General features: G+C 59.8%; 20 protein-coding genes, 1 tRNA gene and 1 other RNA gene. 13 read left to right on the top strand and 9 right to left on the bottom strand.

Annotated features, from left to right (window positions below; all coding sequences use genetic code 11):
- Nucleotides 1–62 precede the first annotated feature (62 nt).
- The 3 genes from F6X40_RS10705 to F6X40_RS10695 all read left to right on the top strand — a co-directional run bounded on the left by F6X40_RS10705 (nt 63) and on the right by F6X40_RS10695 (nt 1,352).
- Nucleotides 63–152: transfer RNA gene (locus F6X40_RS10705), tRNA-Ser, on the top strand.
- A 23-nt stretch (nt 153–175) separates the two neighbouring features.
- Nucleotides 176–499, top strand: a transfer-messenger RNA (tmRNA) gene (gene ssrA / locus F6X40_RS10700).
- A gap of 148 nt (nt 500–647) precedes the next feature.
- Nucleotides 648–1,352 carry a hypothetical protein gene (locus tag F6X40_RS10695; RefSeq protein ID WP_187627804.1) on the top strand — a complete coding sequence of 235 codons (705 nt, stop codon included), beginning with the start codon at nt 648–650 and terminating at the stop codon, nt 1,350–1,352.
- Nucleotides 1,353–1,427: 75 nt separating this feature from the next.
- Here the strand turns inward: F6X40_RS10695 and F6X40_RS10690 are convergent, their stop codons facing one another.
- The 3 genes from F6X40_RS10690 to F6X40_RS10680 all read right to left on the bottom strand — a co-directional run bounded on the left by F6X40_RS10690 (nt 1,428) and on the right by F6X40_RS10680 (nt 4,815).
- Nucleotides 1,428–1,997: a hypothetical protein gene (locus tag F6X40_RS10690; RefSeq protein WP_187627803.1), complete on the bottom strand. Its 570-nt coding sequence runs from the start codon at nt 1,995–1,997 to the stop codon at nt 1,428–1,430.
- 138 nt (nt 1,998–2,135) lie between these two features.
- The gene (gene ftsZ, locus F6X40_RS10685; RefSeq protein WP_187627802.1) at nt 2,136–3,494 is read right to left on the bottom strand and encodes a cell division protein FtsZ; all 1,359 of its coding nucleotides are present in this window, start codon (nt 3,492–3,494) and stop codon (nt 2,136–2,138) included.
- Between the two features lie 415 nt (nt 3,495–3,909).
- Nucleotides 3,910–4,815, bottom strand: coding sequence for a reverse transcriptase-like protein (locus F6X40_RS10680; protein ID WP_187627801.1), 906 nt, complete (start codon nt 4,813–4,815; stop codon nt 3,910–3,912).
- Between the two features lie 278 nt (nt 4,816–5,093).
- Between F6X40_RS10680 and F6X40_RS10675 the strand changes: the two genes are divergently transcribed.
- Both F6X40_RS10675 and tyrS read left to right on the top strand, forming a co-directional pair.
- Nucleotides 5,094–5,993 (top strand): 5'-nucleotidase, encoded by a 900-nt coding sequence (locus F6X40_RS10675; RefSeq protein ID WP_187627800.1) that lies wholly within the window; start codon nt 5,094–5,096, stop codon nt 5,991–5,993.
- A gap of 1,646 nt (nt 5,994–7,639) precedes the next feature.
- Nucleotides 7,640–8,920: a tyrosine--tRNA ligase gene (gene tyrS, locus F6X40_RS10670; RefSeq protein WP_187627799.1), complete on the top strand. Its 1,281-nt coding sequence runs from the start codon at nt 7,640–7,642 to the stop codon at nt 8,918–8,920.
- Nucleotides 8,921–9,144: 224 nt separating this feature from the next.
- Here the strand turns inward: tyrS and F6X40_RS10665 are convergent, their stop codons facing one another.
- From F6X40_RS10665 to F6X40_RS10645, 5 genes are all read right to left on the bottom strand, one after another.
- A complete protein-coding gene (locus F6X40_RS10665) occupies nt 9,145–9,648 on the bottom strand; it encodes a hypothetical protein (protein ID WP_187627798.1) in 504 nt (167 codons plus the stop codon).
- Entirely contained in the window at nt 9,645–9,983 is a 339-nt protein-coding gene (locus F6X40_RS10660) for a DUF5640 domain-containing protein (RefSeq protein ID WP_187627797.1), read from the bottom strand. The genes F6X40_RS10665 and F6X40_RS10660 overlap by 4 nt, the downstream gene beginning before the upstream one ends.
- 458 nt (nt 9,984–10,441) lie before the next feature.
- Entirely contained in the window at nt 10,442–10,783 is a 342-nt protein-coding gene (locus F6X40_RS10655; RefSeq protein ID WP_187627796.1) for a single-stranded DNA-binding protein, read from the bottom strand.
- Nucleotides 10,784–10,944: 161 nt separating this feature from the next.
- The gene (gene dsbG, locus F6X40_RS10650) at nt 10,945–11,769 is read right to left on the bottom strand and encodes a thiol:disulfide interchange protein DsbG (protein WP_187627795.1); all 825 of its coding nucleotides are present in this window, start codon (nt 11,767–11,769) and stop codon (nt 10,945–10,947) included.
- A gap of 71 nt (nt 11,770–11,840) precedes the next feature.
- Nucleotides 11,841–12,881 carry a hypothetical protein gene (locus F6X40_RS10645; RefSeq protein WP_187627794.1) on the bottom strand — a complete coding sequence of 347 codons (1,041 nt, stop codon included), beginning with the start codon at nt 12,879–12,881 and terminating at the stop codon, nt 11,841–11,843.
- 108 nt (nt 12,882–12,989) lie between these two features.
- On the opposite strand from F6X40_RS10645, the gene F6X40_RS10640 reads away from it, so the two are divergent.
- Nucleotides 12,990–13,469: a M50 family metallopeptidase gene (locus tag F6X40_RS10640; RefSeq protein WP_187627793.1), complete on the top strand. Its 480-nt coding sequence runs from the start codon at nt 12,990–12,992 to the stop codon at nt 13,467–13,469.
- Here F6X40_RS10640 and F6X40_RS10635 read toward each other — a convergent pair.
- Nucleotides 13,466–14,053: a YcbK family protein gene (locus F6X40_RS10635; RefSeq protein ID WP_187627792.1), complete on the bottom strand. Its 588-nt coding sequence runs from the start codon at nt 14,051–14,053 to the stop codon at nt 13,466–13,468. The two genes, F6X40_RS10640 and F6X40_RS10635, sit on opposite strands and share 4 nt — an antisense overlap.
- A gap of 258 nt (nt 14,054–14,311) precedes the next feature.
- Between F6X40_RS10635 and F6X40_RS10630 the strand changes: the two genes are divergently transcribed.
- From F6X40_RS10630 to F6X40_RS10600, 7 genes are all read left to right on the top strand, one after another.
- Nucleotides 14,312–14,776 (top strand): hypothetical protein, encoded by a 465-nt coding sequence (locus tag F6X40_RS10630; protein WP_187627791.1) that lies wholly within the window; start codon nt 14,312–14,314, stop codon nt 14,774–14,776.
- Nucleotides 14,777–14,912: 136 nt separating this feature from the next.
- The gene (locus F6X40_RS10625; protein ID WP_187627790.1) at nt 14,913–15,452 is read left to right on the top strand and encodes a TcpQ domain-containing protein; all 540 of its coding nucleotides are present in this window, start codon (nt 14,913–14,915) and stop codon (nt 15,450–15,452) included.
- Nucleotides 15,449–17,278: a PilN family type IVB pilus formation outer membrane protein gene (locus F6X40_RS10620; RefSeq protein WP_187627789.1), complete on the top strand. Its 1,830-nt coding sequence runs from the start codon at nt 15,449–15,451 to the stop codon at nt 17,276–17,278. The genes F6X40_RS10625 and F6X40_RS10620 overlap by 4 nt, the downstream gene beginning before the upstream one ends.
- Before the next feature lie 3 nt (nt 17,279–17,281).
- On the top strand, nt 17,282–18,517 hold the full coding sequence (gene pilO2 / locus F6X40_RS10615; RefSeq protein WP_187627788.1) for a type 4b pilus protein PilO2: 1,236 nt from the start codon (nt 17,282–17,284) through the stop codon (nt 18,515–18,517).
- A gap of 130 nt (nt 18,518–18,647) precedes the next feature.
- Nucleotides 18,648–19,277, top strand: coding sequence for a hypothetical protein (locus tag F6X40_RS10610; RefSeq protein ID WP_187627787.1), 630 nt, complete (start codon nt 18,648–18,650; stop codon nt 19,275–19,277).
- A 17-nt stretch (nt 19,278–19,294) separates the two neighbouring features.
- Nucleotides 19,295–21,064 (top strand): GspE/PulE family protein, encoded by a 1,770-nt coding sequence (locus F6X40_RS10605; RefSeq protein ID WP_187627786.1) that lies wholly within the window; start codon nt 19,295–19,297, stop codon nt 21,062–21,064.
- Nucleotides 21,061–22,203: a hypothetical protein gene (locus tag F6X40_RS10600; RefSeq protein WP_187627785.1), complete on the top strand. Its 1,143-nt coding sequence runs from the start codon at nt 21,061–21,063 to the stop codon at nt 22,201–22,203. The genes F6X40_RS10605 and F6X40_RS10600 overlap by 4 nt, the downstream gene beginning before the upstream one ends.
- Nucleotides 22,204–22,327 lie beyond the last annotated feature (124 nt).

Genomic DNA, 22,327 nt, shown 5'->3' with positions numbered 1-22,327 from the left:
GGAGAGTTACGCAAAGCGGTCTGTCTAAACACGCTTTCTATACTTTCCTCAAGATGTACTACGGAAGAGTGGATGAGCGGCTGAAGTCGCACGCCTGGAAAGCGTGTATAGGGTAAAACCTATCAAGGGTTCGAATCCCTTCTCTTCCGCCAGTTTCGACCTCGGTTTGCCGGGTCACCGGGAATTGTCGTGAGCGGGCCTTAGGGTCCGCAGGATGCAAACGAGAACACAGTTCTGGACGGGGTTCGATACCCCCAGCTCCACCAAGAAAGGCTTCGTTTAGGTGAGGCCTTCCTTGATGGGGCTGACAGGTTTCGACAGGGCTGAAAGTACCGGGAGAGTACGACACGTCAGGCGCCTGACGCTAATAGCGCAACTTGACAAACGCCAACGATGACGTTTTCGCTGTCGCTGCCTGATAGGCGGTGGACCGAGTTTCCTGCCACTTGAGAACAGAAGGCGGGAGGAACGGCAGGGCCTTTACGGTTCTGCCGTTTTTCTTTGCGCGGCGCGCACTGTGATAGCTACACGAGCGAGGCAATCATCTGAGAGGTTGACCGAGGCACCGGTGACCAGGGGCGCCAACCGAAGGCGACGCCACAAGCTGCGCTCAAATCCGCAAATATTCTTTTCACGAGGAATGCACCATGGCAGTAGCGTTACATAACCTACCCAAGCCCGACTACCACAAGCTCTATCGCGAGATGGAAAAGTGGCTGACGGAGAAAGTGGCAATCGACCCCGAGTATCAGGTCGCGATGGACGCATTTCACTACGCGCACAATGTCCATACGAGCGGAATCAAGCGCAACGGCGAGAAGACGACGGCACTGCGCAAAGATGGGCTGACGCCTGAATTTCAGCACCAACTGGAAATCTGTCACTTCATCACGACGCTCGTACCTTCGCTCGCCAGGCCCGCGCAGACGTTGGCAACGGGCTTTCTGCACGATGTACCGGAAGACTATCTGGTGGAAAAAACGGAGCTGCTCGCGCGGTTTGGTGAAGAGGTTGTTCACAGCGTTTATCTGCTGAACAAGTATGACGAGGCGGGTAACGAGAAAGACGCCGATGTGCATTACCAAAACATCGCAGCTGACGTTATTGCGGCGTTCGTTAAAGGCGTCGACTGCCTCCACAACCAGTCGACCATGCAGGGTGTCTTCACACTCGCCAAGATGTTCAGCTACGTGCAGCGCTGCGAGAAGCATATCCTGCCCATGCTGAAGTCCGCCCGCAAGCGATTCCCGAGCCAGCGCGAGGCCTACGAGAACCTCAAGTTCAACCTTCGCGTGCAGTGTCAAATGTCGATTTTTGCGCTCAACGCTGCCGGCTTCTCCCCCGCGACGTAAAGCAACCGACCTTAATTCGATAGCCCGCTTTTGTGGGCTATCTTTTTTGCAGACCGGAAGTATCGAGGGGCACGTTCAGCGGATGCTCACTTCGGCTGAGATAACGTTCGAGCCTCGAGATTGAACTGCACCGAGCTCGGCGATGTGGTTCGCGTCGAACGCGTACAGCCTCTTGCGCAGACCCTGCATCTCCTCGACGTACGTTCGACAATCAGCCCACCGTTCGCAATTAGCCTTGAGTTCGCCAAGCTCAGCGGAACCCGGCTGCAGAGGTGTCAGCAAGGCGTGTGCGCCGTAGAATGGCTGGCGGATTCGTTCGACCAGCAGATAGCATCCTAGACAGGCAGGCACGCCCAATGCTAAAACGGCCGCAATACCGGTTAATAGCGCGACAACCGCTCGCCAGATTGCGGGGGCCTGCGGCATACAAAGCATCAAACACAACACCACGACGCCACCCATCATTACGCTAAAAACCCCTATGCTGAGCGAACGCTCAACCCTTTTTGCGCGCTGCACTCTAACAAACTGCTGCCGAAGCGCTTCCCCGAGTTCAGCGAGTTCCGCATCTGACTTGCGCGTCAGGGGAAAGTAACGGTGGCTTTCGTTCATATCGAAAAGGGATGCCCGAGAAAACTCGCCCATCCGCGAGGCGTCGGTACAGCGCGACGCCATTCGATGGACTTAAGAAAGAAAAGCCCCCCGGGGAAGTGCCTCTCCCGGGGGGATGTCGAGCTAGCGGCTAACTACCACGCCCACACGCGGAGTAGCCGCGCCGAACGCTTACTTGCGCAGGAAGGCGGGGACGGTACCCAGCTCGCCCTTCGAGAACATGCTCTTGAAGCGCGGCTCTGTCTTAGCACCAGCCTCAGGCGCCGGCTCAGCGACCGGAGCTGCTGACACCGGGGCCGCAGCAGGAGCAGGAGCCGCTTGCGGCGTAACAAAGCGCGCGTCGCGCGGACGGAATACGGACGGCGCCTCATACGCCGAGAAGTCGCGCTCCTTGTCCCACAGGCCGGCCGGCGCTTCGGGGGCGCGAGCCTCGCCGTGTGCACGTTCCGGGCGCTCGAGACCAACGGGAGCCTTCGGCTTGCTGACCAGCGGATGCATCTGCGGTGCTGCTGCCACCGGCGCGGGCGCGGGCGTCTGCGCTTGCGCTTGCGGCTGCACTCGAGCAGCGGCGGGTTTGTGGTCGTCCAGGCCCGTTGCGACTACCGTCACCCGAAGGCTATCTTCGAGGCTGTTGTCGTACACCGCGCCATAGATGATGGTGGCTTCTTCGTCTACATGCCGGCCGATGATTTCCATCACCCGCTTCGGCTCCTTGATTTTCAGCGTCGCTTCGGATGCCGTGATGTTCACCAGCAGTCCCTTCGCGCCAGAGAGGTTGACACCCTCGAGCAGCGGGCAGGCGATAGCCATCTCCGCAGCCGCCTCGGCCCGGTTGGGTCCCGACGCGTAGCCATAGCCCATCATCGCGCGACCCTTGTTGCTCATCACCGTGCGAACGTCCTGGAAGTCGACGTTCACGACGCCCGGGCACTGGATGATTTCGGTGATACCGGAGACAGCGTTGAACAGGACGTCGTCCGCAGCCTGGAAAGCCTCGGTCTGCGTGATGTCTTCGCCGAGAACGTCAAGCAGCCGGTCGTTCAAAACGACGATAAGCGAGTCGACGTGCTTCTCCAACTCTGCGAGGCCCTGATTTGCCTGCTTCGTGCGTCGCGGGCCTTCGAACTCAAACGGCTTGGTCACGACGCCAACGGTGAGAATGCCCATCTCACGAGCGATTTCCGCCACCACCGGTGCCGCGCCCGTGCCCGTGCCACCGCCCATGCCAGCGGTCACGAACACCATGTGCGCGCCCGTCAGGGCTTCCGCGATTTTCTTGCGCGCTTCCTTTGCGCATTCGCGGCCAACTTCCGGGTTCGCGCCTGCTCCGAGACCCGAGTCGCCAAGCACAATGACGCGATGCGCGCCCGTCTTGTGCAGGACCTGGAGGTCGGTGTTGGCGCAGATGAGTTCAGGTCCCTGGAAATGGCGGCGCACCATGTTCGTGACCGCGTTACCTCCGCCACCACCAACGCCAATCACCTTGATGATGGTACCGTCGGTCTCTTGCTCGTGTTCGACTACTGACATGCGGGTCTGCTCCTAGGGGTTCGTTTCGCGCGCTGGCGTGCGTAGCATATTGCTGGCAATAAATGAATCTTAGCATTGCCCTTTACAAACTAGCAACAGCGTTTAGACTATACTCTTTACAAAACAACAGATTAACCACTAGAGAGATTCCGATGAGCGGAAAAACTGCAGGCGGCGTTAGCACCCGGGGCAAACTTACTCAGGCCCAGGTCAAGCGAATGGCCCTTATCGAGGCGGGCATTGACCCGCAAGCGTTTGGTATGCGCGCCGCCACGCGGGTGGAACAAAATCGCAGGCGGGCAGAGCGAACCGGCTACGTGAAACATAGGGGAACGGCCGCAGCAGCCGAGTGAAGGTCGGGAAGCATCGCGGTGCAACAAAAGCAGCAGGCGAACCCGAAAGATGCTTTACAATTCTACGGGACTAGGCGCGCGGTGCTACGGGCGGCGAGCGCATCGGCCCTGTCGTTGAAGAGACGGGGCACCCGCTGAATCTCGAAGCCCGAAAGGCAATCGGCGAGCCGGAGGGCTTCCCGTCCCGGGGTTGAACCAGCGATGCCTTTTTTGCGAAAGAACAGTTCGACGAGTGCCTGCGCGTCCGTACTGATACGCACGGCGCGGTGGCCGAGAGCGAGGGCAGTCTTCATACACAGGACGAGTGCGTAAAGCTCGGCCTCGACGGGCGTCGTGACCGGCAGTTCGACGTTTGCCTCAACGAGAAGCGCACCCTTGTTGATGACGATGAAACCAACGCCCGCTTTCCCGTTACGCACGGAGCCGTCCACGAAGCACTCGACCGCGTCGTCGAGCGTTCCTTTTGTGAATATCGGATTTTGGGAGAGACGCACAACGCCGCGTGCGCATTGCAAACGCGCCCTGACAAGGTGGTACGTCTCCTCAGCATAGCGGCGTCGCCTGCGTCGCTCCTCAAGGGAATCGACGCGGGCGGAAAGTTCGGTCGTGAAGAGGCGCAGTGAAGATAACAGTAAAACCAGGCAGTCGTGATACGGGAGCCCGGCTCTCTCCAGACGGTGAAGATGGCGAGCGGCCGCCTCGACAGCGGCGGGGGTCTTTTCCACCACCGCTTTCTCGAACCGTTTTTTGAAACCGTTGAGGGTTTTTGTCCGCAGGACGGAGCTCCGACTTCTCATGGCCCATATAGCGAAAGCGCACATGTCAGAACGCTGTTCACTCAAAACATTTTCAATCGGCTTTTGCGACTGGCTTAGGGAGGGTCGTACCGTCACTGTTCGTGAAGCGGCGGGAGACCTTGAGCAGCGTTCGTACGGCTTCCTTCGGCCTGCCGCCGCAGTCACGGCCATGCTCGTTCTGCTCCTGGCGCTCACACGAGCCGTCGCCGCGCTCGGACACTCCACACTTTCGCGCCATATATCGTCCGCTCAACTGTTGGTCTTCTCCGCGCTGCTAGTGAGCGTCCTCCTCCCGGTTGCGGCGCTGGCATGGGCGTGGCGCACGGCGAGTAGGCTCCGGCGATTCGCAGCCGAAATGTGCCGACGCGGCCATCGCGTACGCGCGGCCCGCCAATGAAAGGTGCCGCTATCTACACCCTTCGAGGTCATCTCTTCTTTAAAGGACTGGAATGCTGACAATCGCAGTATCAAGCCGTGCGCTGTTCGACATGGAGCAGGAGCATCAGGTATTTCTCGATGGGGATGCCGAGGCTTTCGACCGGCACCAGGTGGAAAATGAAGACGAGCCATTGCTTCCCGGGGTGGCTTTCCAACTCGTCAGAAAACTTCTGGCACTGAACACGCCGGGCAAGCGGCGGGACAAGGTTGAAGTCGTGCTGCTCTCACGAAATTCGCCGAACGCTGGCATGCGCATCATCAAGTCCATCAACCACTACGGAATGGACATCGAGCGTGCCATCTTCACGCAGGGAACAGACCGGTTCAAGTACAGCCGCGCGCTCGGCGTACACCTGTTCCTGTCCGCAAATTCGGCAGACGTTATCTCGGCGCTAAATAACGGCGTCGCTTCAGCGGTCATGATGCCGAAATCGGTGCGAGCGCCCGGAGGCGACGACGACGTCCGCATCGCTTTCGACGGAGACGCGGTGATTTTCTCCGACGAGGCTGAACGCGTGAACGTGACGGAGGGTTTGAACCGCTTTACTGAATCTGAGCAGGCACTCGCACGGACACCGCTCGGGCCAGGACCGTTCAAGGGTTTTTTGCAGGCTTTGCACGAGCTGCAGGCACAGTACCCGGTTGGGGAATGTCCCGTAAAAATCTCCCTTGTTACGGCCCGTAGTGTGCAAGCTCAGGAGCGGGTCATCCGAACGCTCAGGCACTGGGGCATCGCCCTGAACGAGGCCTGCTTTTGCGGCGGGTTGCCGAAGGGTCCGTTTCTCGACGCTTTTGGCGCAGATATCTTTTTCGACGACGCGCCGAGGAACTGCGAAAGTGCGGCACAACACGTCGCCACGGGGCTCGTTCCTTCCGGAGTGAATCACGAAGCGGGCGTGGTACACGCTTAGCCTCCACGGTTGGCGAGCAAGCAACTTTTCCTCGCCGGAAGACTCGCGTTCCGATTACCTGAGCCCCTTTGAAGTCGACGACTTTGAGGGGCTTTCTTTTTGTAGCTTGCGTCCCGAATCGCCCGTCCTTCTTAAGTGTTGCTGAAAGCCCGCACTCCGTAATCCCGGCCACCAGCGGGGCGAATTTTCCTTTACAAGCGTGATACACTTCCTTAACAAATACAGCTTTACAAGCCCCTCTCCGTGAATACGATTCGACGTGCACTGATTCTCTTGCCCCTGGTGTGTCTTGCTGCCGCGCAAACGGCAGCCGCGCAGGAAAGTCCTTTTGGAACGGGCCGCGCGGCGCCAAGCCTCGCGTCCGGCGCCGATACATCGAACCCTTTTTCGCCTGCGAACACCCAGACGTTGGCGCGAACCGTACAAGGCGTCGTGGCCTTGTCCCGGGACATGCCGCCCTTGCCGCCCTTGCCATTACCCCCTATGCCACCGGCCGACTCCGTCGCTGACTCCTCAGAGACGGCTCAGCAGTCGCCCCTGTCCGGCCCGCTTGCGGCAGTGCTGCGACAGGCGGTCACCCACACCCCTTCACCCGAAGCAAAGGACGGCGCCAAGGCACCGACACCCGCCGCAACGCCGGCAGAGTGTGTCGTGGCTGTGCGTGGCCGACTGCGCTACGCCGTCGCGGGAAGCGGCGGGGTGGTGTCGGTCCCGCTGGTGTTTCGGGGCGCCGACCGCTGCTCAAAGCTCGCGGCTCCGGCACAATCGTGGATTGACGTTGATTCCTTCGACGATGCCCGCCTGGTTCTTATCGTCAAGCCGAACACCAGCACTGAACCCCGTACTACGATGGTGAAGATTGCGACCAGCGGGTCGCGCGGCGTGTCCTACCTCCAGATTGACCAGGACGGTGCGTACCATTCCTCCCGGTCATCGCAAGCGGGGGACGGCCAGTGAGCACACTTTCGTTGATTAGTCTTCTTCAGCCGTTGAGCGGAGCGTCCCGGGAACGGGGACTAGCTCTCCTGGCCAGGCTCGGACGCTACGCGCAGTCTGCGGAACGCGAAGCAGCGTTGGTGTGGGAATCAATCTCATGTGGTGACCTTTCTTTGTCTCAGGCTATCGAGCGCGGGCTGAGCAAGGAGGCAAGGAAAATTCTGAAATTACTGATGGCCCGGGTCTGCGAGCAAGAACGTGCGGAGCGCCTTATCCGGGCAGGGGAAATAAGTGCGGCGCGCGTGCACTTATGCTCCCTGCTTGAGCCCGCGCCGCCAGGGCACCAGTCCGAAGACAGGGAAGCGGCGGCGGCGCGTCTGTTGCATTGGCTGCCCGCTGAGGCGTTGGACGGGATAAATCGGAAGGCGGCTCCGCAGCCGTGGGATGTCCGGAGCCTGTTTGTCCCGCTCGGCAGTCCGGTAAATTATCTCTGACCTGCCCCGGAGGAGGCGCTCGCCGACCGCGCCCCTTCCGATAAGCAAACGAAGAAACGTCCCGGGTTCCGGGCCAGTCCTTCACTTATCGTTTTGAGGGCCTGCAACTGATTGAGTGAGATGCCCCGAAAGTCCGTGACTTTCGGGGCATTGCATTATCCATACACGACACGACTTCACTAAAACGCCTTCAGCTTTTCTGGAGCATACATTTTGATGAACGCCAAAGAATTCATTAACGACCTGCAGTGGCGTGGTCTGATATCCCAGGCCACGGACCTCGACGGCCTGACCCAACGCATGGCACAGGGGCCGGTCACGTTGTACTGCGGCTTTGACCCGACGGCGCAGAGCCTTCACGTGGGCAACCTGGTCCCGCTGCTGACCCTAGCACGGTTCCAACGCGCAGGACACCGTACGCTGGCACTGGTTGGGGGAGCAACTGGGCGCATTGGCGACCCGAGTGGCAAATCTGCCGAACGCGACTTCCAGGACCCGGATGTCATTGCCGAGCGTACCCGGCACATCCAGGCGCAGCTGAAGCGCTTCATCGCCTGTGACGACGAAGCGCGCGGCAAGGTGGTCAACAACCTGACCTGGACACAAAACGTGCGCGTGCTTGATTTTCTGCGCGACATTGGCAAGCACTTCTCGGTCAATGCAATGATGACTCGTGACTCGATAAAATCTCGGCTCGAGCGCGAAGATTCCGGGATTTCGTTCACGGAATTCAGCTACATGCTGCTTCAGGCGTTTGACTTTCTGATGCTCGCTCAGCAGGAAAACTGTGCATTGCAGATTGGCGGCTCTGACCAGTGGGGCAACATGTGTTCTGGCGCAGACCTGATTCGTCGCAAGCTTGAGCGCGAAGTTTTTGCAGTAACGCTACCGCTCTTGACGACGCACGACGGCAAGAAGTTTGGCAAAAGCGAAAAAGGCGCAGTCTGGGTGGATGAGCAGATGACCAGCCCGTGGGAATTCTTCCAGTTCTGGTTGAACACGAACGATAAGGACGTGGGGCGATTCCTCAAGCTATTCACCTTCATCAAGCGTACGGAAATCGAAGCGCTGGAAGCCCGGACTCAAGAAGCACCGCATCTGCGCGTGGCTCAGAAACGCCTGGCGCAAGCCATGACCGACTTGGTACACGGGGAAAGTGTCCGTCTGCAGATTGAGGCCGCAGCGGAGGCGTTGTTCGGCAAGGGAGACCTCAACGTCCTGACGGCTGACACGCTCGCACAGGTGGCTCGTTCGGTGCCGCACGTACAGGTCGCTCGCGCATCGGTGGACCGCACCGTTGCCGGACTCCTGGTGCAGACTGGACTGGAGAGCTCCAGTACTCGCGCCGCCACGGTGGTGTCGCAAGGAGGTGTGGTGCTCAACGGCGTTAAGGCGCACGACGCACGGACTAAGGTGACGGTCGAACAGGCTTTACACCAGCGGTTTGTGGTGCTGAAAAAGGGCAAACGCGACTTCGCTATCGTCGAATTCCAGTAAGCTCACCCGCAGGGAGCTTCGGCTCCCTTTTTTGGTGGGCTTTCGGATGGTCGGGGGCAATTCAAAAACAACAAGGCGCGGAGATTTGCTCTGCGCGCCTCGAACCAGCCTTGTAGGACATAGCTTCCCTTCAACACGTTAAGTGAAGGGCTGGGGGTTCCGGGGGCTGTGCTCTTTCCGGAGCGCCGGGGAACAAATGGCACCCCGGCCAGATTTCCGACCTTTTACGGCTGCTGCTCTGACTGCTCAGCCGCGCCTTCAACAGAGACCGCAGGATGCACAGCGGCTCCAGAATCAGGCTCTTCACCAGTTGCCGTAGCCGCCGTGGACGCTGGCAATTCCTCTGCGGCCGTCTCTGCCTGACTCTCATCGAGCAACCGCTGCGCCTTCGAGAGCAGGTGCACCTCGTATTGGCGAAGCCAGCTGATGAGGACTGCCTGCAGGCAATGATGTGTGCGACTCAACTGGTCACAATAACCGGCATGTCCGCTCAGTTCCCCTTCGCGTGATTTCACGAGGAGCGTCCGACCTTCGTCGTAGAGCTCGAACGGCTCACGCTGGTTAAGCAGATTCGCTGCGAGCAGGAACGCCTCAGTCGAGGTGTACGCCCTCTCTAGCACGGAGTCGGGTTTGATTACCGCGAGAATGAGGTTGTCTGTGAGCGCTATCTGGCCCACGTCCGCAGAATCCTGACCCGATTCGGGCGATTGCCATGGTTGTGTTTTCATTTTACTTTTTGTTTCATCCGGTTGAAAGACTGATGGGTGCCCTCGCTGTACTGCGTATCGAGGGTGCTACCATCGCGATTGAAGTGATAGGCCATTGTCGCTTTGCCGTGGGCACCCAGGTCAATGTCAACGTAGGGACCCTGGACCTTGTACGTACCCGTCGCGGCCGGAAAGCCATCGGGCGCGAGGACGATTGTGCCGTCCTTCTTGAAGGTCATTGACCCTGAGGTGTTGCCACCCGAGGTGTCGTCCGAATGCCACGTGCCAACCAGTGAGGGCGCGGCGAACGCGGCGGTACTCGCCATCAAAAACAACGTTGCAATCAGTCTTTTCATTGCAAAGAACACAGCCTTTTCAGTTGAGACGCCACGCGCCGGGGAGCATCGATGGGCGCCGAAGGTTCGACAACAATCAGTTCAATCTCACGTGGCCACGCGGGCGCCGGCAGGTCGCGCGCACATGCGTAGAACCTGACTCGTTTCTTCGCGGCCTGCGTGAGGCTTTCCTGTGGCACGTCCAGCTCTAGCAACTCCCGGCCCCGGACAAGCACGCTTGTGGGCTCACCCCTGACCTCACTCAGATGCATAGCGAGCTCCACTGTTTCGTCCAGGCGATTGTGGGAGTCTGCTACCACAACCATCGAGTGCGCGACGCTCGCGCCGCCAAGAAAGAAAAGCAACACACAAATTTTCCGGAACATGCGTACCTGTCGACTGAACTATAAGCCGTCTAGCAACGACGCTTAAACAAAAAAGACAGGACGCGAGGTCCTGTCTTCTGAATGATAATGCCGTTAAGCCGCTGGCTTGTTGTCGAGAAATACCGGGAGGGACGTTGCCCAAATAGTAATTTTCAACCCAGCGGTCTTTTTATCCTGCTTGACGTAAGGCTCGTATTCCGGGCGCCCCTGAACCAGCACAAGGCGGCTTTTCGCGCTCAGGTACTTGTGGATGCCACTCAGGTCATTTGTCGCGCTTCCGAGAAGAACAATCTGGTACCACTGCGACTCGTTGCTGCCTGCCTTTTTGAAATTGTGGCAAACCGAGAAGGTTAAATACGGCTGATTGTTGGGTCCCGTTCCATGCGTACATTTTCCGACCTGCCCGATAACTTGTGTCTGTGCCCAACTGCTCATGTTGCCCTCGCTTAAACCATTGACCGGATATGTTGCGTATAGGCACCGTTGCCGGCAGGCAGGGTCGACGGGGAGGGACGCTCTTGCTCGCAGAAAAAGGAGGACTCGAAACGACAAGGCCCCGCCGGGGCGGGGCCTTGGGTTCCGGAAGCGCGCCGCGCTTAACGCTTGAAGCGCAACAGTTCCGGGTCGGTGATTTGCTGCTCCGGCAGGTTGAGCATTGCCGGCAAGTCGTTCAGCGACGGCATGCCGCCCTTGCCGAAAACCTTGCCTGTGCGCGCGTCCTTGTACACGATGGCCGGCGTACCGTTGAAGCCCATCGTAGCCATCAGCTTCTGGTTCGCGTCCAGCTTCGCCTGGATGTCAGCCGGAATCGTGGCCATCGGCTCGATGCCGCCGCTTTCGGTTTGCGGCTGGAACTTGTGTTCGTGCTCTGCCAGTGCCGCGTCCGGGTGGGCGGAAGTCAGCAGCGCGGCGGCCTTGCCGGCCGAGTCCGGCTTCAGGAAGCCCATCGGCAGCCAGCGAACCTGCAGACCCGCTTTTTCGTACGACTGGAATGCCTTCCACGTCAGGTGGCAGAAGATGCAGTCCGGGTCCATGAAGGCGTAAACCACCGTCTTGGGATTCTTCGCGCCTTCTGCGATGTACGTGCTCTTCTCAAGCTGGCTCCAGTACTGGCCGTAATCCACCTTCGGTACGTACTGCGCGTTGTGGTCCGCCGTGAGGTTCTTGCCCGCCTCGTCGATGAGTGCGCCGGCCAGAACGTATTTTCCGTCTGCGGTCGTGTACACGATGGAATACTGGCCACCCTTGGACAGTACCCAGCCAGTCAGCCCCGCCGGCGCCGGGAATGGGCGCTCGATTTTCATGCCCGCTTGAGTCACGAGGGAGAGTGCCTTCGGGACACCCGACGCGGCCGGCGCGGCCTGTGCAACGGCTGCAGTGGCAACCAGCGCGGCAATCGCCGCAAGCGCAAACTTCTTCATTCAGACTCCACGAAAAGTACAGGACGGATGAGGCGCAGTGCGCCTCGATGTAAAAGGTCTAGCTTGCCGGTTTATTTCTTAGCCAGCGATTCCAGCTTTTTCTTCAGATACTCACGACTCTTGTCGGTCAGGTCGCGGCCCTTCGTCTTGTCACCGACGTAGGCGACGAGAGCCGCGATGGACGCACCCTTGGCTGCCTTCGCGAGGACTGCCTTGACCATATCGGCCTCTTTGGCGCCGAATTCGGCAGGCATATCCGAAACCATCTCCGTCTCGCTTGCTGCTCCGGACGCCTCAGGCGCGGGCGAGTCGGCGGGGACGGGAGACGCGGGGGCAGTCTCCAGCGCAGGCGCTGCGGCGGCAACTGGCGCCGGGGAGGCGGCTGGTTCAGGCGAAGCTTTAGCCGTCTGTTCTTTTTCCGGAACGGCGGCGGTGCTCACGGCAGTCGCTGCCACGTTCGGCGCAGGGACGGGCGGGGCAGCGGGAGGCTGGGAAGTCACTTCCGGCTTGCCTTCGGGGATGGGCGCGGTCGGCATTTCGCCAGTCGGCGCACCCGTGTCGGACTTCGACGCGACAACAACGGCGGACGAACCGGGCTGATTCGAAGCCTCCGCGACACCGGATGCAGCGTCCGGGCTGGCGTCAGGAGTCGCTGTGCCGGCGTGACCGCACGGGGCTTCCGCCACCGGCGCGACCAACGACGAATCTAGCGAGGGGGTCTTCTTGAGACGTCCATCGTGAAGTTCGACGCTTTGCGGCTCGACCCGATGCAGATACCGGCCAAGACCCCACATGGTCGCCGCGCGCACGAATGCATCTTGCGCGACAGTCGAACAGTGCTCTTTCGCGAGCCAGTCGCTGCCAATCCGGAAAGCGAGCTTGCAACGAATTGTCTCGTTCGGACCCTGGTCGAATTCGTTTTTCCAGTTCTGCGCCCCGAGCACGTGGTCGAGCCGCTCCGTGAGCCCGCCAAACTTGACACACGGCACAGCCAGCCCTTGCGTGGGGTCATTTTTATTGACCGAGGTCCTCCACTCAATCTGGCTCAGTGGAAACGGCGCGAGAAGTTCCGCCAGTTTCTCTGGCGTCAGCGTCAACAACTGCTCAGACATGCATTCTCCTGTAAATTGTAAAGTTGGTGGCTTTTGTTACGCGGCTTTACATTAGCTAAACGGTCGACAACGTAACACACAATCTGCGACTTTACAAATCGACGGTTTATGGACCACGCTCAAAATAGTTGGGTATTTCTCATCGCGGCAGGGGTCGCAACGTATCTGTATAGGCTCAGGCCCGGCGTGCTCTTCTTCGCGGCGGCTTTTCCCGGTACCGTCGCACACGAGCTGGCGCACTTTGCGATTGCCTTATTGACCGGCGGCCGACCCCGGCGCATCAGTCTCGTCCCCGTTCGCTCCGGTGATTACTGGACACTAGGCTCCATATCGTTCTATCCCCGTTGGTGGAACGGCGCCTTCACAGCGCTTGCCCCGCTGCTTCTCCTGCCAATCGCGTGGTCGTTATGGCGGCAAGCGCCGTCAGAAACCATCAGCACGCAGCTATACACGGGATACATCGCGGGTGCCGCACTGAACTCGGCGACTCCCTCCCGCGCAGACTGGGAAATCGCTTTCCGCTACCCAATTGGGCTCTTCGTCATCATGGGCTTCATCGCTGCAGCGTGGAACGCAGCGCACCCCTAACCGCGCCAGGTTCGCAGGCGCCCTGTGTCGAGATGAACGAAGCCTTTTCCTTCATAAAAACCTACCCCGCCGCTTCTGAAATAAAGGCCGACCGCCCCAAGGTGTTTTACAGGAATGCCGGGCATGTAGATATCGGCTGCCTTGCCGTACAGGTGCATGGAGTTGCGCACCGCCCCTTCTTTACGAAGGCGCTCGTTCGTTTTCTCGGTGCGAAACCCTGAGTTGATAACGAGTGGCTGCTGAAACCCGTAGGCTTCGTAATAGCCTTGAACGCCGCGCAGGATGTCAAGCAGCACTACGTCCATCTGCACTGCCTTGTTCTCGTGGGTGTCTCGCAGAAGCTGGCAAATCTGGTAGTACCCGGGGTAGTTGAGCTGGTTGTCGGACCAGTAAACCACTTGAAGCGCTTCGCGGGTGTTCGCGCAGTACAGCTTGAGCTCGCGCGGCCGGCTCCAGAAGTTCTCATCGGCGACGGCGGAGAGCGGAGTACCTGCCATAAGGGCGAGCGCCACCCCGGCCTTCATGAAAGCCCGGCGCTTCAGGTCGGTCTCGGTCTCGAGAGGCGGAAGAATGAGGTCGGTCACGCGTGCCAAAAAAAGAGAGTTGGGGCAGTCGGTATATATCGAATGCCTATTAGGGATAGCTAATCCTTTTAGTCCCGTGGCCAATTACCGACAATGAACGCTGACCCCTTTGTTAGTCTGCTCTCCGAAGTCCCCTCAACCGTAACGGTCTTTAACCCCTGGCGGGACACCGACCCCGTCAACGACGCGTTTCAGCACAGCGCCAGTATCCGAAGGGACAACCTGAGGCGGTATCTGGAGCTTCGAGCCGGAGCCCCGATGCTTGTCATCGGAGACAGTTCGGGAGCCACCGACGTAAAGTTTTCTGGCGTCGCCCTCGTGTCCGAACGGATGTTGCTTGGCCATTGCACCGCCAAGGGCGTCGCCCCGGACGAGATATTCCGGGGCGAGAAGCTTCGTACCAGCCATCCGAGTTGCCCCGTCGCTGGGCGGGAGGGGGCCGACAGCCCATTCGCCCTCTCGGTGTGGCAGCACCTGACATCGGCGTCCATTTCGCCGCTTACATGGGTTGCCTGGAACGCCTTTCCCTTCCACCCCCATCACGAACGCCGCCCACTGGCCGACTGCACGCCGGCCCGGGGCGACCTCCTGGCGGCTCGCCGCCATCTCGAGGCGTTGAGGATTCTGTTCCCTAAAGCGACTCTCTACGCGGCGGGACCCTTAGCCAGCAACGCGCTCAGCGAGTTCCAGATGCCTTTTCAAATACTTCCGGCGCAAAAGTGAACTTTTCAGACGTCGGCGACGTGCATGGTGGGCCGCGTCCGAAGTAGCTACACCAAAGGCGCCTTCAGGTTTAAGAGGCAGCGCTATACGGACTTAACCCATAGAAAGAAAGCGTAACCACGTCCCAAGGGTCTCCATGATTTCAACAAAACGCGCGCGACTCGCCTTGTCGTTAGCGTGCCTTTTTACAACAGGGGCATATGCCGCCCCGGGCACCGCTGCAGTCGCTCCGGCTCCGGCGAGCAAACCTGCTCCGGCCGCCGCCACGACGCAAGAAACCCCAGTCGCCGCCCAGATGGCACAGCCGGCCGCCCCGGCCGCTGCAAAGGCGGAGCCGACCAGCGGTGGCAAAGGGAAAAATGCCGATTTTGTTTCTGTGAAGGCAGATGGCACCGCGCTGGCGCTGCAGAGCAGCTCCTTCAAGGCAGAAGCCGTCGACAAGACCATTCGCGGCACTTTGACGCGCTGGTGCCTCGAGTCCGGTTGGCATCTGTCGTGGGAACTGCGTGACGACCAGGACATGCAAGTCGATTTCGCCGCTGATTTTGGCTCCGACTTTTACAAAGCGGTCGATGGGGTGCTCGCCAATGTCAATGCCAATGGCGGACATGTGGTCGCGGTCGCGTACGAAGGCAACAAGGTGGTCCGCATTCTTTCTGAAGGGGTTCCAAAATGAAAAAGTTTCTGAAGCCTACCGCCTGCGCGACTGCGGTCGCATTGCTGCTGTCAGGTTGCGCGAACCAGATTCAGGTCAAGCGTGACACCGACACGGAAGCTGCGCGCAACGACGCGGCCATCACGAAGAGCCTGGAATCCATACCGGCGAACAACCCCAACCGCCTGCTGTATCTGAGCGTGAACCCCGGCTCCTGGCTCGGCAGCACGATGACCAAGCTGCCGGCGGGCGCGAATCTGCCGCCCGTATTCAAGCAGGATATCACCCTCGTTTTCGACAAAAAGGCGAACCTCGCCACAATCGCGGAGCGACTGACGAAGGTCACCGGAATCCCGGTGAAACTTCGTCCGGACGTGTTCATTCCCGCGTCCGCTTTCCTGCCGAGCCAGAGTAGCGGCGGGGTCGTAGCGAGCGCGACAGGCAACCTCGGTGGCGGAAACTCGAGCGGAAATTCGGGGTCCGGCGCGCCCGGTGCAAATTCGTCGGCTTCGTCCTCGCCCTCGTTGCCGCCGCCGCCATCGATGCCATCCTTCTCCGGGGCCCAGAACAACGGCTTGTCCGCTTCAAGCTCCGCCGGAGAGTATTCGCTCGACATGACTCTCAACTACACGGGGAGCATCTCGGGATTCCTCGACATGGTTTCGGCAAAGGCCGGCATTTCGTGGGAATACAAGGACGGCAGCATCGTATTCTTCCGGCTTCTCACGAAGACCTTCGCGCTCAAAAGCACCCCGGGGTCATCCTCGTACGCGACAAGCATCGGCACGAGCGGCCAGAACCAGACCGGCAACCAGAGCAGCGGGGGTAGCAGCGGGGGCAGCAGCAACAACACCTCCCAAGGAAACTTCTCTGCCGATTCCAGCGTCCGCATGGGAAGTGACTTCTCGGTATGGGCAAACCTGAAGGACACTATCAACGCGATGTTGACGCCTATCGGGAAAGCCGCCGTCACCGAAGCGACGGGCACCATTACGGTAACCGACACGAAAGAGGTCGTCGAGCGCGTCGGTGAGATGGTCGCTCAGGTGAACAAGTCGCTATCGCGGCAGGTCGCCTTCCGTGTCGAGGTGCTGAATGTTCAGCTTAACAAGGGCGCCGACTACGGCGTGGACTGGACCGCTGCTTTCCAGAAGCTCACGAAAAACCTCAACCCATCCTGGCAGCTCGCATACGGCAGCCCGACGTCTCTCGTGGGCACGGGGGCAGGCACGCTCGGTTATACGATACTGACCCCCACCGGCGCCGACAATGCGCGCAGCGCAATGAATGGCTCGTCGGCGATTGCGAGCGCGATGGCAAATCTGGGCAAGGTAAGCGTCGTCACCACCGCCTCAGCCATCACCCTCAACCGGCAACCTGTACCTGTTGCCATTACAGACCAGACCGGTTACGTCGCATCCGTGTCGTTGCAGAACACCGGCACGACCTCGTCAAACGGCAGCTTGAACCAGTCGGCGGTGCAGGTGAACCCCGGCACGGTGACCACCGGTTTCATTCTGAACCTGTTGCCTTCCATCACGGACGACAACAGCGTGCTGCTGCAGTTCTCCGTCAACATCTCCTCGCTCAAGGCGATGAGTACGTTCGGCACGGGAGTGTCGCAGGTTCAGACGCCCGAAGTCACAGGCATGCAATTCATGCAACGCGTCGGCATCAAGAATGGCGACACGCTAGTGCTTAGCGGGTTCGAGCGCAGCGCAAATCAGTACAACAGGCGCGGCCTCACGCAGGACGCCGACCTGCTCTCCGGCGGCTCGCTCTCAGGAACGAACGACAAGGAAGCCATCGTCATTCTTATTACGCCGGTCATTTCGGAAGGAGTCTGACCTGTGGACTTTCACGTCTTCGAAGCCGAGGGGTTGAGTCTTGTTAGCGGACTGGACTGGGTCGCGCTGCCGGGTCTTCAGAAGGCTTCGGTAGAGCGGCTCAGTCAGGGGAAAGACCTGGGCGCGGCACGCTACGTCGAGTTCGCAAGCGAAGACGAGACGGTCGTCGGTTTCCTCCCGGCTATTCGCTTGCCGGACGTGCCGGGCAAGGTGTACTCGCTCACAGCACTCTTTGCAGGGGTCGACGGCATCGCCAAAAATGCCGTCTACGTTTTCGAGCGAGGCGACTCGGCCACCTTGTGCGCTATCAAGGACGGTCTTCCAATGGTCGGCTTCGACGGCCACGGGCCTGTTGGTGACATCGTCAGCGCGGCGCAGCTCTTCATTTCCATGGTGGGCGGCGCAGTCACGGTGTACGGGAATAGTGCCGCTTTCCCCGATTCCGTGGCGTTGGGCATGGACCGCCTGCTCGCGGACGCGAAATCGGTCAAACGCGCCCAGCTCAAGACGATTGCAGATAACCAGCTCCGGCTCGGCGCGCTTGTAGTCTTTCTGATTGCCGGCGCTATCGCGGCAAACTGGGGGTATAGCCTCCACAAGAAGCACAAGGCAGAGCAGGAAGCGCTCGCGCGACAGGTTGTTGACATCGAAAAGCTGTACACGGACTCGGTGACCACCCAGCTGCACCAATCCCTTCCGCTCAACGCGACAGTCAAAACCATCAAGGCCTGGCTCGCCGAGGTCGCCGTGGATAACAACGGCTGGACTCTCACCCAGGTCGACTGCACGCGCGATGGGTGCACCTTTACGTGGACAAGCGTCGACGGGACCAACGCGACGTTTCAGCCGCCGGAAGGCGTAGCGATTGTCTACAGCCCGACGGGCGACAAGATTACCTATTCGTTGCCACCGAAGTCTCCACTGACCCCAGGCATCGCAACGAAGGATGTCGTTAGCAAGGCTAGCTTCCTTCGCGAGCACCTCGGCGCGCTCCAGGCATACAAGAGCCTGGATATCGCCTATACGGTAACGGACCCCGTGCCGTACGCGATACCTCCGGGCGCAACAGGAACCCCTGCGCGACTTATCAGTGAAGGGTCTATCGAAGTGTCCGGTCCGTGGTGGGCGACAGACGCACTGGCCGCGTTGCCGCAAGCGACCGCCTTCGACAGCCTAACGATGCAGCTTTCCGACACAACCATCACCTTTAAAGTAAAGGCGAAATACTATGTCAATTAAGGTTAAGGCCCTGCTGCCGGCAGTCCTGCTTACACTCGCCGGCGTCGCAACAGCCGCCACCGCCGTTACCCCCGCTGCCCCGGCGTCCGAATCAGCCCCGACTTCGCTGCCTGTCAACGCCGTGCCAACGGTGGCCGATATCGCAAATGCGAACGCGCGGCTGAAAATGCAGCAGCTCGAAAACAAGATTTCCGACGAGCGCAACAAAGCCAACGGGGCCGTCTCCCAGCCGGGCGCGAGCCAAGGCAGCGCCGCAGCCGGCGGGCTGCCGCCTTTGCCTGCAGCGACGGCGCCAACGGCTCATGTCGATGACGACATTGAGGTTAGCGGAATTTACGGACTCGGCAACGACCTTTCCGCTGAAGTCATTTTCAACGGTAACTATGTACCGATTTCCCGTCGGTCGTCGATGGCCGTGGGCGACTGGACCGTGACCGAAATCACGCCTGTCAAGGTATCTTTTACAAAAAAAGTGAAGGTCGGCAAGGGAAAGGGCGCTCACTACGCGGTGACGACGAAGGAAGTCTTCCTCTCGGCGGGCACCATTGGGAGCAGCGCCGACGCACAAAAGTTCGCGAGCCCCGCGCAGAACGGACTCGGCAGCTTTTTGGGCATCCCCGGTGTCAGCGGCATGTCAGGCGGTGGACTTCCTGGCGCTGGTGGGACGACTGGCGGTAACGCGCTTCCGCCCCAGATTCCCGAAGCGCGCGCGATTACGAGCGTCTCGAGCCTGCCGGCAGATGCGCCGCCCAAACATTAACCAGCTATCCCGAACATATGTTTAAAGGTGTCCTGAACCGCAGGAAGGTCAAGGCAGAGACTCGTCCTACGGCAAACTCCCGCGCGGATGGGAGCGGTGCAGGCGCGTCGGCGAACGACCGGCAGGTTGACGTAAGCATTCCTCGCCTGCATTCGTGGGAGGAACTCGAGCAATTCGACGAAGTCCTCACGGCCCCAGAGGGGAAGCTTCCCATTGCCGACTTCATGCATAAGGAAGTCGCGCTGCTTGAAACGAGCGCAGCGGAAGTGCTCCTGGTATGCTCCGACGCATTCTACGGCAGCCAGCATTACATGACGCTGCTGCAACGCGCGCACCGCAGCGAAATTGCTGTGGCACGGACCTACATCGCGAGTAACCCCGGGATTCTGGGCATCATCTATGACCAGGAACAACGCCGCGCGCTTCGAGCCAAGCAAAACGGCTTTGGCACCGTCGTCACCAAGAAGGCGGAGTCGGTCGAGACCTTTGAGTCCATCATCGCCGATGCAGTACGTGAAGGGGCGACAGACATCCACTTCCTTATCCGGGAGGCGGACGACATTAGCACAGTCCTCTTCCGCATTGACGGCCTTTTGCGAAAGGGCCCTAGCTACCCGTCGGTAGCCCTCAATGATTCGGCAGGGGTTGCGTTCACAAAGCTCGCGGAAGAAAAGTCGCGCTCGCATCCCGCCTACAACCACCGGGTACCCCAGAACTGCACGGTGCCCCTGTCCAAGATTGCCGGACGCAACCTGCGCCTTCGATATACGACCGTGCCTGTTGAAGGCGGCCTTGACGTCGTACTTCGCGTCCTCTACACCGATGACTCGAACAGGCCCACTGCGAGTCTTCCACAACTCGGGTACAGCCCATCGCACCAGAAAGACCTGGACCTCGCGGCCCGGAAAACGGTTGGTACCATCATCATCGCAGGCGTCACCGGGTCAGGTAAATCGACCACGTTGAAGACCTTGATGACCATGGACCCCGAACGGCACACATGGAAATCGTATTCGGTGGAAGACCCCGCCGAGTACAAGATGGAAGGCGTCAGCCAGTGGTCAGTTCAGCGTACCGCAGAAACCCAGTCGACCGCAGCGGGGGGTAGCAGCAACCCGTTCGCAGCCGCAATGCGGGTACTCATGCGTGCGGACCCTGACGTCATCATGGTCGGTGAAGTGCGCGACCAGGAAACTGGGTCATTGCTCAAGTCCATGGTTCAGTCGGGCCACCAGGTCTATACGACGGTCCACGCAGCCTCCGCGCCGGAAATCATTGAGCGGCTGACGTCGGAAGAAATCGGGCTGATGCGGACCACGCTCTCCTCGCGCAACTTCATCTCCGCGCTGGTCTATCAGAAGCTGATTCCTTTGACCTGTGGCGAGTGCAAGCTGCCGGCCGTGGGCAACCTGCCCGACGCGTATCTCGAGCTTATCAAGACCAAGTTCGGCGTAAGCCCGGAGTCGATTCGCATCGCACATCCGGAGGGATGCCCCGCGTGTAAGCAGAGGGGCGTGAAGGGCCAGACGGTGGCAGCTGAAATCATCGTGCCGGATAGCCAGTTCCTCAAGTTTCTGCGGGACGGCGACGACCTGGAGGCCGAGGAGTATTGGCGAGGCAGCCGCACGGCCGCATTCGATGAACCGGACTGCACCGGGAAAACGGCCTTCGAGCACTCACTATACAAAATGTCGCAGGGTCTGATTGACCCCCGCCTCATTGAGGGTTCCTTTGAGCCGTTCGAAACGTACCGCCTACACACCCCAAAGAAAGACGCGCACCCATGAGCCTGCTCAAGATACTGACACAGCCCATCGGGGGTTCTGGAAAGAACTCCCGCCACCCCTCAGCGCTGCCCACGAGCTACAGCCCTAGCGCAATCAGTCGCGGGAAGCGCAAGTTTGCGAAGCAGCGCGCAAACTTCTATGAAGACCTCGCGGAATCGCTTAAAGACAAGGCTGTCCTCGTTGTGTTCCTGCAAAAGCATATCAAGCGTGAGCACAAGAAGGGCTCGCCCCTGGCCGCGCTTTATTCGCTCTGGCTCAAGCGCATGGACACGATGAGCTTTTCTGGCGCCGTCAAGGGAACAGTGCCTCCGATGGACAGCCTCATCCTGGTTGCTGCGGAGACATCAGGCGACCTGCCCAAGGGGCTTGCGTTTCTCGCCGAGAACGTCCGGGCGATTGAGAAAATCAAGGCGACACTGATAGGCGCTATCGTCACCCCCGTCATCGTGAGCTCGATGATTATCGGGATGCTCGTTGGATTCCAGCAGTTCATGGCGCCAATCCTGAAGGTTGTAGTGCCTGTTGACCATTGGCCGAAGCTGGGCAAGCTGCTCAACACGGTCTCTACCGCTGTCGTGAATCTGGGCGCACCGGGCGCCGTTGCGCTAGCGTTGGCAATCGTCGCATTCGCATGGTCGCTTCCCAACTGGAGCGGTGCCGCACGGGTGAAGGTCGACAAGTACATCCCCTACAGCCTTTACCGGGACTACTTCGGTGCGGTCACGCTCGTGTCTCTGGGCGGACTTATGCAATCAGGCTCGAGCCTGGTCGGGTCGTTGACGGCAATCCGCAGCTTCGGCTCACGATGGATGGCTTGGCACATCAATCGAATTCTCCTGTTGCTTGATGAGGAGTCGGCCGCGCCGGCCAAGGCCTTCGACACGGGCATCTTGCCAGAAGACCTCTACGAGCGTGTCGTCGACTATGGCGAACGCTCCTCCTTTCAGGACGCGCTCGGGAAAATCGGCAACCAGGCCATTGAAAAGGTGTCCGTGAGCGTCACGAAGAAAGCAAAGATTATGAATACCGTGCTCATGGCACTGTCCGGCATGACACTCGCCATGATGATTGGCGCCGTGATGCTGACCGCGCAGCAGGCTCGTCAGGAAATCCAGAGCACCATGAACGCCGCCCACTGACGCAGCCGCCGGCTTCCCGTCAATCTTGAGTGCCACGTCGTTAGTTGTGCCAATTACTCGCAAATTCCCAAAGGCAAGGGTCATCTAAAAATGTTGCCTATACAAAGCAGGGACCTTAAGGGCC

It is taken from the genome of Paraburkholderia sp. UCT31 (assembly GCF_014397655.1).
GTDB lineage: Bacteria > Pseudomonadota > Gammaproteobacteria > Burkholderiales > Burkholderiaceae > Paraburkholderia > Paraburkholderia tuberum.
The sequence above is the reverse complement of the archived record's forward strand: the minus strand, read 5'-3'. Positions and strand labels throughout refer to the sequence as shown.